This window comes from Paenibacillus sp. EKM301P, assembly GCF_011800295.1.
GTDB classification, from domain to species: Bacteria; Bacillota; Bacilli; order Paenibacillales; family Paenibacillaceae; genus Paenibacillus; species Paenibacillus polymyxa.
This window is the reverse complement of sequence record NZ_JAALFM010000006.1, coordinates 297265-310990: the sequence shown is the minus strand read 5'-3', so window position 1 is coordinate 310990 and position 13726 is coordinate 297265. Positions and strand designations below refer to the sequence as shown.

Here is a 13726-nt window from a genome sequence, read left to right as displayed (position 1 = left end):
GTATGAAAACATGGATATTTGCCGGTCTTTGTGACAAAAGCGATACTTTATTATACATCAGCAGCGTATTGGCAGCTTCAGGCCAACAGGTACTGCTTGTGGACGCTACACTGCGGGGACAATATCGGTACAGCATAGGAATGCTCGATAAACCACTACCCATTACACAGTTTTGTGGATTCGATGTGGCGATTGGATTTACAGCATGGGAAGATCTGCATATCGGTATGCTGGCTGATCAAAAGGCAGAACAGACTTATGACATTGTTATTTTGGATGTAGAGCTACCTGATTTTTGTCCAATTTCCGTTTGGAAAATTTCGGAACTCCGGGTTTGGGTCAGTGATTATAGCCACATGCTAATGCACAGCGGACAGAATTGGCTTGAGCATTTGTTTGGCCAACCTGGATTTCCCAAAGATCTTGTATTTCACAAGCTATTTATACAGGCAGTGGATTGCGGTGTGGAGGAGGCGTATTTGTGGGAATACATGAATCGCTTTCCTGCCTTATGGCAACCAGAGCCGTATGTACTGCCATGGGATGAAGGACAGCTTGCTCTAAAGCTAGAAAATGAGCATAAAAAACAGCTTCTGTTAAAACCTCTATCCAGAATATATAAGAGAGAATTGTGCCGTTGTATTGGAGAATGGATGAGTTGGGAGATAAAAGAAAGTCGTCGTGCGCTAAAGCGTGCGGAAAGGAGGAGAGCATGAGCACCATTTTGTTTTGGAGCCCCACTAAGGGAGCGAGTGGAAGTAGCTCATTAGCGGCAGCAATAGCAATTACCATAGGTAATTTATATAGAGGAAGACTTTTGTTGACTCATTTGGGCCGTAGGCATACCGGTATTGAATCAGGATTTCCTATACAGGAGTATGGCATGGACGATCCAAGTCTACAGATTCAGGAAGGGGGCTGGGATGCTGTTTCACGTTTAGTTCTGAGAGGGACGCTGTCTAGAGAAAATATTCGTAACTATACGACACCTGTACTAGAACACACTCTGGATGTACTTGAGGGAACCTCTGGTTTTGGAGCTGCACCGCCGCTACTTTCCCCTGATCTTGTAAAAGTGGTAATTGATACAGCAAATCAATATTATGATTTAACGTTGATTGATGCAGGGAGTGGAGTAGGCTGGGGGGCTGTACAGCATGAAGCATGTGCACAAGCCAAACTGGCCGTTCTTTCGCTCACTCAGAATATGCGTGAGTTGGACGCTTATTTTGAATCTGTGTCTCCATTATCCACATATTCGTCATTACCCATATTAGTTGTCCTTGGAAAATATGATGTGCATTCACAAGCGAATGAAGCGAATATCCGCAGGAGATATGGCTACAAGGGTACTTTGCTTACAGTCCCTTACAGCACCGACTTTATGGATGCATGGAACCGCAGGGATGTGATTGGTCATGTGCAACGCGAGGTGCGAAGTGGAAAAGAGCAGCAACGTAAGCCTTTTATGTCTGTAGGATGGGCGCAGAGCATACGGCAGATTAGCAAAGCTATTCTGGAGGCGGCAGAGTCCGATCTTCGGCTCAAGGCTTTGGAGAGGGGCGCTTAATGCTGTCCGCTCATATGATCAACGGATTAATTATTACCTGCATTGTGCTACTGTGCATCGTACTGATTATTTTTAAATATCGAGGAAATCTTCACTCGCAACATTCAGCTCTTCGGGTAGAACCAAAGAGCGAAGATGCCACATTCGAAACATTGATAGAGTATATCAAAAATGCGCTTCATGAACTAAGTCATAGCCAGATGGCGGATGCCGGATTACATGAAGAGGAATATAGGCGGCGTATCCATCAAAGGGCAGAACTACGAAGGGCGTTAAAGGACTGTGCCAATGGCAGCAGTGGAGATAAACGTTTTGTTAAAAATCTGATGAGTGAGCTTCTGATTAACGGTTACGGATTGAACGAGAAAATCGCCGATACTGTTATGCCATTCTCCAGACCTGAGTTGTTTAGCACACAAGATCAATTCGAAATTATTTTTTACCAATATCAGCAGAAATTTGGCGCGGATGCACTATCACGTTTGCTGGATACTTATGACTTAGCCGAAATGAGGTATTCACAGCAAGGTGAAGAGGATGGAAGCTATTTCGTAACGACAGAGGATATCCGCTATATCTATGACTGTGAATACCGTCCCCTTTCCTTTATGGAGAAAGTGGATATTATTGTGCAGCGGATTTATCAACATTACAAAGGTTTTTCTGTCATTGATGATATTCGTGACCAGAGGATCGATGGTGTAAGTGGGGGTGTAAGTGGTGTGCCGGAAGGGAGTATTTCTTCATCACCACAGTGGCCTTCAGATAGGTATGCATTTGAACAAACCTCTGCGCCCATAACGAATGGATATGAGAGTGTATGGATTTTCTACAAAGGTAAAACTATCCACCTTTCATTCCTCTCCTTTGGATCGGAACGGGAGCTTAAAAGGGTATGTCAAAATATTTACAAATACAATTACCCAGGACAGCTTTCTGAAGCGAATGGTTATAAGGTCAATGAGATGAAGGATGGATCACGGGTAGTAGTAGTGCGCCCGCCTTTCTCTGAATCATGGGCTTTCTTTGTTCGTAAATTTGATATTCAAAGCGCTTCGCTCGAACAGTTAATTAGGGGACAAAACGCTGATGTTCCAATCCAGCTACTATCATATCTAATGAAAGGCAGTCGGATTACTGCAATTACAGGTGCGCAGGGTTCAGGTAAGACAACATTGTTAATGGCGATGGTCAAGCATATTTACGCTTCGTATACGCTTCGCGTTCAGGAAATGGCCTTTGAACTGCATCTACGCAGCATTTACAGTCGCCGTAATATTCTTACTTTTCGAGAAACAGATCATATTTCAGGGCAACAAGGTCTTGACTTGCAGAAAAAAACAGATGGAACCGTTAATATTCTAGGCGAAGTAGCGAGTGATGAAGTAGCTGCTTGGATGATTCAAATGTCGCAGGTTGCTAGTTTGTTCACTATTTTTACTCACCATGCTAAAACATTTCGTGATCTTGTATTTTCACTTCGTAATTCACTGCTCAAAACAGGAGTATTTCAGCATGAAGGTATTGCTGAAGAACAGGTAGTGCATGTCATTAACTTTGATGTTCATCTCAAGTGTGATGCGCAAGGGCGGCGTTATATCGAACGGATCACCGAATGTGTACCGCGTAATTCAGAGGAGCATACGAATGTAGGTCCCAACGCTTCATCGAGCTATAGCTATCGCCATGTTATGGAATATCGAAATGGAAGCTATATACCAATGGAGCCCTTAACAGCTAAAAGTGTAGAAGAAATGTGTGAGCAGATGAATGCAAACGATGCGGCAGATTTCCGCAGTTTTTTGACCCGTTATTGGGAGGAAGACTATGAGTCTTAAAGAAATTTTATTGTGGGTTTTGCTTATATCAGGTGGGGGATTTGCAGTTCTATATACAGCTTTGTATGGGTTGCATAAGCATAAGAGCTATGCAGTTCGCAGAGGTAGAATTCATTCTGTACAGGAAGCACGAAAGGGAAAAGCGGTACTTCAACGGGAACTTCAAACTTTAATGCATAAATTGTATACGCTGTTTATGAGGGTCCCTATCACAGCTGGATACATCACAAGTGTTCGTAAGCGACTAGCTGGTCAGCATGCATACGATGAGTATAAGCTTCGTCTGCAGACCATGAAGATGATACTGTTCATTTGGGGGGCTTTTGCTTGCAGCGGCGTTGTGCTGTTGATGATGAAACCAGGAATAGAGTTTGCTGTATTGGCCGTTTTATGCGGAGTGGTAATCAACAGCCTTATTATAGACGTGACCACTAGCCAAATGGAAAAAAGGCTACTTGGGCAAATGATCGAATTGTTCGCCAATGTACGTCATCACTATCATCAGCACGGTATGGTGGAAGAAGCCATATCCGAAGCAGCCGATTTAGCAGAGGCAGAGGCTGGAAGACATGCACGGCTCATCCATGAGGCGCTGACAGATGCGGATCCCCACGAGGCCCTCGAAAGATATTATGAATCAGCTCCAAATCGGTTTTTAAAAGCCTTTGCTGGTATCTCGTATATGGTCATGGAGTTTGGTGATCGGGTTGAGGATGGTGGTTCCATTTATTTAAAGGGGCTAAGCAGTCTTGCACGCGAAATCCAGTTGGAGTTGCTGAGGAGAAATAAACTGGACTACCTGCTAAAAAGTTTAAACCTGATCGCTCTGGCCCCTGTTTTCTTTACTACCCCAATCGAGAGATGGGCGAGATCCAGCTTTCCATCCATGGATGAGTTTTATCAGGGGAAATTGGGTTATATCACAAAATTGACCGTTTACATTGTTATCATCCTATCCTACTTTCTGTTACAGAAACTGCAACAGTCCGACGAGACAGGATATCGTGCGGGGAAAGGGCGGAGGGTGTGGGAGCAGAGGTTATATCGTATGCCCATCATTCGTAATATGGTGGAATCTCTAATTCCTCGGCAGCATATGTCATCTTATTTCCAGATAACCCGACTCTTAAAGGAAAGTGGTGCGGAGGTAAAGCTCGAGTGGCTCTACATACGCAGAATTGCTCTTTTTATCTTAGGATTAGTGCTTAGTATTAGTACTATATTTGTTTTACATGGAGCTGAAAAAACGCATATCCTTCACGCGCCAGTACAATCGGGGCGAATGTTTGGACGTTTAAGTCCGACAGAGGAAAAGGAAGCTTTGAAGCAGAGTGAGATTGACCGTAAAATCATGCAAATGTTGAACATGAAAGCGGACAGCACATACGAGCGAACGTACGCTTCTTTAGAACATTATGCTAATGGCACAGCTACTCCCGAGCAGCTATCAAGGAATACTCATCGAATTCTCCAAAAACTGAAAGATTGGAATGAAGAATATATAAAGTGGTGGGAAGTACTGATTAGTATAATTGCAGGGTATGTAGCCTACCAAATGCCCATACTTTTATTATATTTGCAACGGAAAATGCGTCATTTGGACATGAAGCATGAGGTCTATCAGTTTCAAACGGTTATTTCCATTTTACGGGTTATGGAAAGAATGTCTGTCGAGGAAATATTGGAGTGGCTGAATAGATTTTCAGTAATCTTCAAAAGACCTCTGCAAAAATGTCTGCTTCATTATGAACATGGGCCAGAGGCGGCTCTCGATTTGTTGAAAGAAGAAGCACCTTTGCCGGAATTTCAACGTCTGGTGGACAAGCTCCATTTATCTTTGGGTAAAATTACCATTAGGGAGGCATTTGATGATTTGGAATCCCATATGTCCTACTATTTTGAACAAAGAAAACAGGAGTATGAAAAAATAATAGACAGCAAGGCGATCTGGGGGAGGATGATTGGTTTTGCCCCAATGTATGGTCTTATCTTTTTATATTTGGTAATTCCACTGATTGGAATGAGCTTTGTTCAAATGGATAGCTATTATGAGCAAATACAAAAAATTCAGTAAGTAAGTTCAATAATGCTTAACCAATATTACAAGTTGAGGAGAGAAAAAGATGAATAATGCATCAACGGCATTAAAGGTAGCCGCTGGGATTTTTTTGACCATCGCACTAATTACGATTGTAGTTATACTGTTTATCTCAGCTCAGGAAGCCACTAAAACGGCACAAAACAATTTCGCCGATATCCAGACCGAATTGTCTCAAGCCTCTTTTACGGTATACGACGGCACAACGATTAGCGGCTCCCAGGTAACCAATGCGCTGCGGAAGTTTCAGGGAAAGGACCAGTTTGGTATTCAGATTAAAACTGGAAAAAATATGTCAGGACAGTGGTACGGAAATGCTCTGAACGTTAGTCCAGACAGTGAGCAGTATGGCGCTGTGAATGGCGGCAACGATAAGACGGGAAAGATCGCGAATACACTGAATGAAAAGGAGAATGAATATGTAAATCCAAGTGGTAAATTCAAGGCTGAAATCGTTAAAGACAAATCTAACGTGGTACGTGGGTTGTTGTTTACCCAGTCTTAAGTAGTACAGCAAGAATAATAGTTATAAGGGAGTCGTGAGTATGTCTGATCACGCTTCAAGTATGCTGCGGCTTGGTGTGTCAGTTATTCTATTTGTAACCGCATGTGCAGCAGCAGCAAACTTGTCCAGTCAACTGGATAGCGCACTGGAATTAAGGTCGCAGCAGGAGGAGCAATCTGAGGGACGGATCTCCCGTACTATAGGGGTGGAGACACCGCAACGGATTAAAGGGACTCAAGTCATTCAGACCATTCGCTTGAACTTGCAGGAGGGGATTTCGGTTCAAGTTGACGGTTCAGAGTACGATGTATATTCTGAACCGTTTGAGCCTGATGTATCTACCTTGGATGCTTCCTCTATATATGCCATGTACTCACAGCGTAATGGGAATGGAGACATAACATCTGTACGTTTTGAGAAATTGGGGGAGGACTGAAGTGGTTCAAACAATATCTAAGCTGTTGGGAGCACTGCTAGCTGTATTACTTTTGTACATCGTACCCGCAGCTCAAGCTGCTGAACGGCAGGATGATATATCCGGGTTAAATACATATCATTCGACTGTACATTTTGTTGATATGGTAAGAACCAAAGGTTACATTACACCGACGATGTATAACGATTTTATACGTGATCTGGAGCTGACAGGCAATACGTACGAAGTTGATTTGGAGCATATGCACAAAAAATATGTACCGAATTATGCAGATGCGGCGAAGCCAGACAGTTTTCTGGGTAATTATGAAGTTGTATACGATAGTTACTATAACCCGCAAATCTTACCTGTACTGTTTCCTGATCATTCGCAGCCCAAGTCGGAACAGATACGTCGGTATACCTTGATGGCCGGTGATTATTTTACAGTACGATTATATAATACGAATCGGACTCCTGCGGATTTATACAAATCATGGCTTCTGGGTGGAATAGATAACGATAAGCCGGCAGTTTCAGCTTCTTACGGGGGCATGGTTTTGAATGAAGATTACTGATTTTGCAGTTATATTTATCCTACTCTTTTTGCCCTTTGGTGTGGTTAGTGATTTACGAGTGCAGAATCAGCGTGAAGTACAGCAGCTAGAAATGAAATATACGTCTGCTCTCCGTACCGCAGTTCAGGATGCAGGTGTTGTGCTCTCACAGAATGAACGTCAGGAACGCGAGGCCGGATATGGATCAGATAAGTTTTTTCGTGTAGATAAAGAAGAAGCGCTGGCCACGTTCTTGCACACTTTCTTCCTTAATATGGGCACTGATGGGGATACAGCAGCACAACGTGCGTTATTGAATTACATACCAGCTATTGTGATACTGGATTATGATGGTTATTATACGTTCGCTTCATCATCCTATAAAGATGCGTATGGACAAGCGGTTATAGGCCCCAAGTGGAGCGAAAAAAAGCCTTATGCCTATGTTGATTCCGCAGGCAATAGTGTGGGATTCACCCTGGATAATTATCTACATGCCTATGATGCGCAGAATCACAGATGGGTGGAGGGGGTTCAAAAAGAGCTTGAGGGTCAGACCCCCATTTCGTTACTGAACAATTCATTAACCTTTGAGCAAATACGCCGTTCCACCATTGTTCGCACCATTCAGGAAGATCTGGCTCGACTGATTAATGTCCATAACGAAAAAGCAGCACGGAATGGCATTTCCTATACGTTCACCCTACCACTCATTTCACAAGAGGAGTGGTATAACACAATAGATGATGTGGGTATGATCGCGTTTATCCAAGGTATTCCAGTTGGAGACAGGTATTACAATAACTATGGGTTTGGTGGTGGAAGAGTCGTCCGAAAGCAATCTATTATTGGTGGCATAGAACCGGGTACTGGAATGAAATATTTTTATAGAGATTCATATCCAACCCCTTTTCAAGCGACTGAGCGTTTTACGGATGAAAAATCTGCGGCAGCTGCTGGTTATTTTGAGTACCAATATCATAACAGCTTAAAATAATCACCCTCCGGGGTGGGTTTCGTATTATTAGGTCAACCAAAAGGTTGGCCTGTTTTAATAGGAGGTTAATATGACGTTAGCCGGGAAGAACTTTGTTTTGAAATGGGCAGAGAAATAGACGAATCTCCAAGCCAAGCCGATAGCACCATAGAAGCAGTGCCAGCCTAGTCTTTTGCCTTTATGGTCACTGCTTTTTTAAAGAGTGAGTCAAATAAATGGAATTTAATACTCGACTTACCGGGGGAGTTCCGAAGAAGATGACACCAATTGGGAGTATATGGTATTAAATGTAACTTTAAGTAATAACGTCTTTTGAAGTGAAGGACGAAAACGCTTGTGAATATTTTTGTCTTGGCATCAATTAGGCTTTTGCCTATTGTTGAAGGTTTTTTAGTCCTTTATATAGGCAGCCGCATATGATAAGTAAACACTGAATCAAATAAAGGAGAATGAGTATGTACCATAAATCATGCCATCACTTTCCATGGCATATTCCTATGTATAACAGCTGTAATTACAATTATCGGAGTTATGATCCTCAATACTACAATTGGTATAATAACGACAGTAATCTCTATGAAAAGACAATATTAAGAGATTATGGACAAAGTCCATTTGTAGTGAATATGGACCAGGCTGCAAAACAAAACAAAAATTATCGTACCGCTATATGGACAGGAAAACATTTACAAGTGACTCTGATGAGCATTAATGTTGGCGATGATATCGGTTTAGAAGCTCATCCAACAACTGATCAATTCATACGTATTGAAGAAGGTCAGGGACTTGTTCAAATGGGGGATAGGAAAGACCAATTAGATTTTCAAGTGATGGCCTATGATGGCTATGCAATTATGATACCTGCTGGAAAATGGCACAATGTAATTAATACAGGAAATATGCCCCTTAAGATATACGTTATCTATGCACCGCCTGAGCATCCATTTGGAACAGTTCATGAATCAAAAGAAATTGCCATGTCTGCTGAAAGATAAATAAATCCAATTATATTTTATTTCTTCCCGGTCCGGAACCCAGGCCGGGATAATTACATTTTCTCCATTTTATTATTCCTTCGATACTCATGAGGACTGTCTACATAGAGTTCTGTTTTTTAATTGTTATTAGAACTTATCAATTATTAAGGTATTCATTATTTGGAATTGTAAGCTTATGTATACTAACTTCAACGCTGTTCCAACATTTTAGAACTAAGCTTGAAGCTTAAATTGCCAAAAGAAGCAAAGAAACTCCTTATGTACCTACCGAAGAGGAGATTAAGCGCTAATTCGATATGATTTAGCAAGCGAAAAACCTTCAAGACATATTGATTGTCAATACGTTGCTATTTACCGACTTTTGGGAAGCGAGTTGACCAATATCAAGTTGGCCGATGTCGATTTCTACTACTTTCAAATCCGGATTAATAAGGGCAATGAGGGCAAAAAAATAAGCCATGTCCTTAGCGTATATTTTCGTTAAAATGTTGGTGGACCCCTTGACTAACATTAGCTGGTTTTCTTTTTTTAGGCCACTCCATCTGAAAACCTTAAAATTCGCTGTTTTCAATGTTCCGATAAGGGTGCCGAATGTGCTACAATAAAGCTTTGAAAGAAACGAAAGATTGATGAAATAAGAACACTCGGCAGTGCCGATGACAATAAGGAGCCAAAAACAGCTTATGAGTTTATTGACTGTAGAAAATGTATCCCACAACTTTGGGGACCGTGCATTATTTAAAAATGTTTCCTTTCGATTACTTGCGGGGGAACGTGTAGGATTGGTAGGAGCTAATGGTGTTGGTAAATCGACACTCATGAACATTCTGACTGGAAAATTGCTTAAAGATGAAGGCAAAGTGGAATGGACTCCACGTGTACGTTATGGCTATCTGGATCAGCACACCAAGCTGACGCCGGGCAAAACAGTACGTGATGTATTAAAAGACGCTTTTCTTCCTTTGTTGGAACTAGAAAAGGAAATGATGCAAATTACAGACAAAATGGGAGAGGCTTCTCCCGAAGAGTTGGAAGTCTTGCTGGAACAGATGGGAGAAATTCAAGAGCAATTGGATATGGGGGATTTTTACCTCATTGATGTGAAGGTTGAAGAAATGGCGAATGGATTAGGTCTCTCTGCCATCGGACTGGATCGGGATGTAGCAGCACTTAGTGGTGGGCAACGGACAAAGGTGCTTCTTGCTAAGTTGCTGTTGGAAAAGCCGAATGTATTGCTGCTGGATGAGCCTACCAACTATTTGGATGTGGAGCATATAGAATGGCTTACGCGATATTTGAAGGATTATCCCTATGCTTTTATCCTCATCTCACATGATACTGAATTTATGAACCAAGTCGTTAATGTAATCTACCATCTTGAATTTGCTAAGATGACCCGCTATTCAGCTAACTATGAAAAGTTTCTTGAAATGGCGGATCTGAACAAAGCACAGCATATTGATGCATATGAGAAGCAGCAGGAATATATTAAGAAACAGGAAGATTTTATTCAGCGCAATAAAGCGCGCGCATCTACATCAGGCCGTGCAAAAAGCCGTGAAAAGCAGCTTGATCGGATCGAACGTATTGATAAGCCTGAAGAAGCTGCAAAGCCAACCTTTCAGTTCAAAGAAGCCCGTGCGAGCGGGAAAACGGTTTTTGAGGGTATTGATTTTGAAATTGGCTACACTCATGCTCTTTTGCCTAAAATGTCCATGACGATCGAACGTGGCGAAAAGATCGCAATTGTTGGCTGTAATGGTGTTGGTAAGTCTACGTTGCTCAAAACCATTCTTGGGAAAATACCTCCAATCAGCGGAAAAACCTATCAAGGGGATTTCTTGCAGCCTGCTTATTTTGAACAGGAAGTAAAGGCGGAGAAAATTACACCGATTGACGATGTATGGAATGAATTTCCGCATTTGAATCAGCATGAAGTACGAGCGCATTTGGCGCGCTGTGGTTTGAAGAATGAGCATATCACCCGGCCTTTGTCTGCGCTTAGTGGTGGAGAACAGGCTAAAGTCCGCCTTTGTAAACTGTTAATGCGTGAGAGCAACTGGGTACTGTTTGATGAGCCTACCAACCACTTGGATGTCAAAGCAAAGGATGAACTCAAACGCGCTTTGAAGGAATACAAAGGGACCGTATTGCTTGTATCCCACGAACCGGACTTTTACGAGGATTGGGTAACCAAAACGTGGAATGTAGAAGAGTGGTCTAGTAAAGTTAACTAAAATCCAGTTCTGACAGATTTAACACAAGGTGGGGTTTGCAGAATTAGGAAAATATGCTAAGCTATCTTTAGCTGATACAATAAAATAGTTACACTAGGGGAGCCGCCCATGCGGCTGAGACGAAATAAATGGATTTCGGACCCTTTGTACCTGATCTGGGTTATGCCAGCGTAGGGAAGTGAGTACTGTACAAACAAGGTAGTAGCTCTTTACTTTTGTTTGCACAGGGAACGATATACGTTTACGGATATAATAGTCCGTTCGATTTTGAACGTTTGTCAAGCCACTTCCTCTGGGAAGTGGCTTTTTGCGTTTCGTTCATCTTCATTTGTTCGAGCTTCCGTAGACGGATTTACAAATGATCTCCTTTCATTATTGCTGTTACATGTGGCTGGCTCCGTATGATATTACCCAATAGGGAGCTGCAACAATATAGTTCAGCTTATACGATTATTTTATATTTTTTAGTCCAAGTGAGGTGAAAATGAGATCGAATTACACGTAATTACGATGGAAAGTGTCTCCTGTGTGGATGTACCCAAAGTGGCTGCCGCTATTTGTCCTTATATTCATTATGTACACGCACGTTCGAAACAGAAGGGTGCCTCTGCTTTGCTTTCTTTGACTCGTAGCATGATCGAGCAGGAAGTTCCTTTGCAGCAAATTGTAGTAAATGACCGTATGGACGTAGCTTTACTTACCTTGGCAAGAGCTGTCCAGCTACCTGCTAATGGGTTATCTGTGATGGATGCGAAAAGTCTGCTTCCAGTGGGTACACGCTGTGGAGTGTCTGTACATTCCTTGGAGGAGGTGCAGACCGCTGAGCAGGGGGGAGCAGACTATGTACTATTTGGTCATGTATATGAGACCTATTGTAAGGCCGGTCTTGTACCGCGGGGTGTAGCACAGCTTGAACGCATTTGCAGATTGTCGGCCATTCCGGTGATAGCGTTGGGAGGCATACAACCTCATCATGTTCCAGAGCTCTATCATGCCGGAGCAAGCGGAATTGCGGTGATGTCTGGTATATGGGAAGCAGAGTCACCCGTTGCAGCAGCGATGGAATATAGGCGAATGGTAGATCTTGTAGTTCACGACCTGTAGCAAGAAAACGAGACGAAGGGAAAGCAGAATGCTCACCGGAGAGGAGACACGGAACATATGTCAAAGACACATACAGAGAAAAAAGCAATAGGACACGCAGAATGCTTGGTCATAGGCGGGGGTGTGATCGGCAGTGCCATTGCTTATCATGTGGCTAAGGAGGGACGAAGTACAATTATGCTGGAACGATGTATCCCCGGTGAGGGAGCATCAGGAGCAGCGGCGGGAATGCTGGCAGCGGAAAGTGAAGAGTTCTCAGACCTTGAGCTGGCACGATTTGCTCGCGCAAGTCGAGATGCATTCCCTGACCTTGTCTGTGATTTGGAGCGTTTATCGGGTATTTCAGTGGATTTTCGTACCGAAGGTTTTGTGACCCCTTTTCGTTCAGAAACAGAGGGCCAAAGGCGCTGGAATGCTGCGAATATCCGAGAGGATGATAGCCCTATTTGGTGGGATGCCAGGGAATTGGCTCGACGGATTCCGGGCTTGGCAGATCAAGTAATTGGGGCTATATACCGATCAAAGGAGACACAAGTGGCCCCTGTTCAGCTTTGCCGTGCTTATGCAGGGGCAGCTGCGGTGCTGGGAGCAACAATATGGTCTGGAACTCATGCCGAGGAACTGATCATACAGGACGGCCGAGTTTGCGGTGTGCGAACGGATAGTGGATTTTTTTCCTGCGATCAGGTCGTGATTGCCGCAGGCTTGGACAGCTTGAAATTGCTAGTACAAATTGGATTTGATTATCCTCTTTATCCAGTCAAGGGTGAAGTGGTAGCAGTCTCCTTGAAGGACCATCCGTTGGATTATACCATTTATGCCGACGATGTTTACCTCGTGCCTAAACAGAATAACGAGCTTTGGATTGGGGCTACGAGTCTTCCACATCAATATGACAAAGAGGTGACCGTAGGAGGCTTAAAAGGACTGTTAGCACGTGCATCTGCCTGGTTGCCGCGTGTACAAGAAGCTTCTTTTATACGTGCTTGGGCGGGCTTACGTCCACAGGCAGCTGCGGAGCGTCCTTTCATTGGCCCTGTTCCTGGAGTAGAGGGCGTCTATGCTGCAGTCGGGCATTATCGTAACGGTGTCTTGCTTAGTGATGCGACTGGGCGAGCGATGGCAGCTATGCTTAAAGGGGCTGATGCGGCTGGACTTGGAATAAGCAAATTTTCTTCTGAACTCCTCAAGGAGGAAAGCTTATGAAGCTGATCATTAACGGACAGAACATGACCATTTCTAATCGAATCACTCATGTGGATCAATTGCTGCATGAACTTGATTTAAAGGTGAAAACCGTAGTGGTAGAGCTGAATCGGCATATATTGACCCGTGAAGATCATCATGAGACGGTACTTAAGGATGGAGATTGCCTAGAAATCGTACATTTTGTAGGAGGCGGTTGATC

Annotated in this window: 14 protein-coding genes and 1 riboswitch; of the genes, 13 read left to right on the top strand and 1 reads right to left on the bottom strand. The window is 43.2% G+C overall.

Annotated elements, in window-relative coordinates:
- Positions 1-2 precede the first annotated feature (2 nt).
- The 9 genes from HFD99_RS17005 (at position 3) to HFD99_RS16965 (ending at position 8974) form a co-directional block, all read left to right on the top strand.
- Complete coding sequence (locus HFD99_RS17005; RefSeq protein ID WP_016821935.1) at positions 3-716, top strand: hypothetical protein; 714 nt, start codon at positions 3-5, stop codon at positions 714-716.
- Positions 713-1570, top strand: coding sequence for a hypothetical protein (locus tag HFD99_RS17000; protein WP_017427708.1), 858 nt, complete (start codon positions 713-715; stop codon positions 1568-1570). Before HFD99_RS17005 ends, HFD99_RS17000 begins: the two co-directional genes overlap by 4 nt.
- Positions 1570-3408, top strand: coding sequence for an ATPase, T2SS/T4P/T4SS family (locus HFD99_RS16995; RefSeq protein ID WP_090890520.1), 1839 nt, complete (start codon positions 1570-1572; stop codon positions 3406-3408). Before HFD99_RS17000 ends, HFD99_RS16995 begins: the two co-directional genes overlap by 1 nt.
- Positions 3398-5482: a hypothetical protein gene (locus HFD99_RS16990; RefSeq protein WP_031461586.1), complete on the top strand. Its 2085-nt coding sequence runs from the start codon at positions 3398-3400 to the stop codon at positions 5480-5482. Before HFD99_RS16995 ends, HFD99_RS16990 begins: the two co-directional genes overlap by 11 nt.
- 49 nt (positions 5483-5531) lie before the next feature.
- Entirely contained in the window at positions 5532-6011 is a 480-nt protein-coding gene (locus HFD99_RS16985) for a hypothetical protein (protein WP_019687417.1), read from the top strand.
- A 40-nt stretch (positions 6012-6051) separates the two neighbouring features.
- Positions 6052-6447: a hypothetical protein gene (locus tag HFD99_RS16980; RefSeq protein WP_016821929.1), complete on the top strand. Its 396-nt coding sequence runs from the start codon at positions 6052-6054 to the stop codon at positions 6445-6447.
- A 1-nt stretch (position 6448) separates the two neighbouring features.
- Positions 6449-7003 carry a hypothetical protein gene (locus tag HFD99_RS16975; protein WP_045244605.1) on the top strand — a complete coding sequence of 185 codons (555 nt, stop codon included), beginning with the start codon at positions 6449-6451 and terminating at the stop codon, positions 7001-7003.
- Positions 6990-7979, top strand: a complete 990-nt coding sequence (locus tag HFD99_RS16970) for a hypothetical protein (RefSeq protein WP_123797279.1) — start codon at positions 6990-6992, stop codon at positions 7977-7979. Before HFD99_RS16975 ends, HFD99_RS16970 begins: the two co-directional genes overlap by 14 nt.
- Before the next feature lie 455 nt (positions 7980-8434).
- A complete protein-coding gene (locus HFD99_RS16965) occupies positions 8435-8974 on the top strand; it encodes a cupin domain-containing protein (RefSeq protein WP_025365028.1) in 540 nt (179 codons plus the stop codon).
- 322 nt (positions 8975-9296) lie between these two features.
- Here HFD99_RS16965 and HFD99_RS25745 read toward each other — a convergent pair whose 3' ends face one another.
- Positions 9297-9488, bottom strand: a complete 192-nt coding sequence (locus tag HFD99_RS25745; RefSeq protein ID WP_225164760.1) for a hypothetical protein — start codon at positions 9486-9488, stop codon at positions 9297-9299.
- Between the two features lie 172 nt (positions 9489-9660).
- On the opposite strand from HFD99_RS25745, the gene HFD99_RS16955 reads away from it, so the two are divergent.
- The 4 genes from HFD99_RS16955 (at position 9661) to thiS (ending at position 13724) form a co-directional block, all read left to right on the top strand.
- The gene (locus HFD99_RS16955) at positions 9661-11214 is read left to right on the top strand and encodes an ABC-F family ATP-binding cassette domain-containing protein (protein WP_013371468.1); all 1554 of its coding nucleotides are present in this window, start codon (positions 9661-9663) and stop codon (positions 11212-11214) included.
- Between the two features lie 85 nt (positions 11215-11299).
- A riboswitch (TPP riboswitch) is annotated at positions 11300-11408 on the top strand.
- Between the two features lie 316 nt (positions 11409-11724).
- Positions 11725-12318, top strand: coding sequence for a thiamine phosphate synthase (locus HFD99_RS16950; protein ID WP_016821920.1), 594 nt, complete (start codon positions 11725-11727; stop codon positions 12316-12318).
- Between the two features lie 57 nt (positions 12319-12375).
- Positions 12376-13524 (top strand): glycine oxidase ThiO, encoded by a 1149-nt coding sequence (gene thiO / locus HFD99_RS16945; protein ID WP_123797278.1) that lies wholly within the window; start codon positions 12376-12378, stop codon positions 13522-13524.
- On the top strand, positions 13521-13724 hold the full coding sequence (gene thiS / locus HFD99_RS16940) for a sulfur carrier protein ThiS (protein ID WP_031461582.1): 204 nt from the start codon (positions 13521-13523) through the stop codon (positions 13722-13724). The genes thiO and thiS overlap by 4 nt, the downstream gene beginning before the upstream one ends.
- The last annotated feature ends 2 nt before the right edge of the window (positions 13725-13726 follow it).

What these genes read in the sequence shown, in the direction of transcription:
- HFD99_RS17005 (WP_016821935.1), top strand. Translation starts at nt 3, where the DNA reads ATGAAAACATGGATATTTGCCGGTCTTTGTGACAAAAGCGATACTTTA.
- HFD99_RS17000 (WP_017427708.1), top strand. Translation starts at nt 713, where the DNA reads ATGAGCACCATTTTGTTTTGGAGCCCCACTAAGGGAGCGAGTGGAAGT.
- HFD99_RS16995 (WP_090890520.1), top strand. Translation starts at nt 1,570, where the DNA reads ATGCTGTCCGCTCATATGATCAACGGATTAATTATTACCTGCATTGTG.
- HFD99_RS16990 (WP_031461586.1), top strand. Translation starts at nt 3,398, where the DNA reads ATGAGTCTTAAAGAAATTTTATTGTGGGTTTTGCTTATATCAGGTGGG.
- HFD99_RS16985 (WP_019687417.1), top strand. Translation starts at nt 5,532, where the DNA reads ATGAATAATGCATCAACGGCATTAAAGGTAGCCGCTGGGATTTTTTTG.
- HFD99_RS16980 (WP_016821929.1), top strand. Translation starts at nt 6,052, where the DNA reads ATGTCTGATCACGCTTCAAGTATGCTGCGGCTTGGTGTGTCAGTTATT.
- HFD99_RS16970 (WP_123797279.1), top strand. Translation starts at nt 6,990, where the DNA reads ATGAAGATTACTGATTTTGCAGTTATATTTATCCTACTCTTTTTGCCC.
- HFD99_RS16965 (WP_025365028.1), top strand. Translation starts at nt 8,435, where the DNA reads ATGTACCATAAATCATGCCATCACTTTCCATGGCATATTCCTATGTAT.
- HFD99_RS25745 (WP_225164760.1), bottom strand. Translation starts at nt 9,488, where the DNA reads ATGTTAGTCAAGGGGTCCACCAACATTTTAACGAAAATATACGCTAAG.
- HFD99_RS16955 (WP_013371468.1), top strand. Translation starts at nt 9,661, where the DNA reads ATGAGTTTATTGACTGTAGAAAATGTATCCCACAACTTTGGGGACCGT.
- HFD99_RS16950 (WP_016821920.1), top strand. Translation starts at nt 11,725, where the DNA reads ATGGAAAGTGTCTCCTGTGTGGATGTACCCAAAGTGGCTGCCGCTATT.
- thiO (WP_123797278.1), top strand. Translation starts at nt 12,376, where the DNA reads ATGTCAAAGACACATACAGAGAAAAAAGCAATAGGACACGCAGAATGC.
- thiS (WP_031461582.1), top strand. Translation starts at nt 13,521, where the DNA reads ATGAAGCTGATCATTAACGGACAGAACATGACCATTTCTAATCGAATC.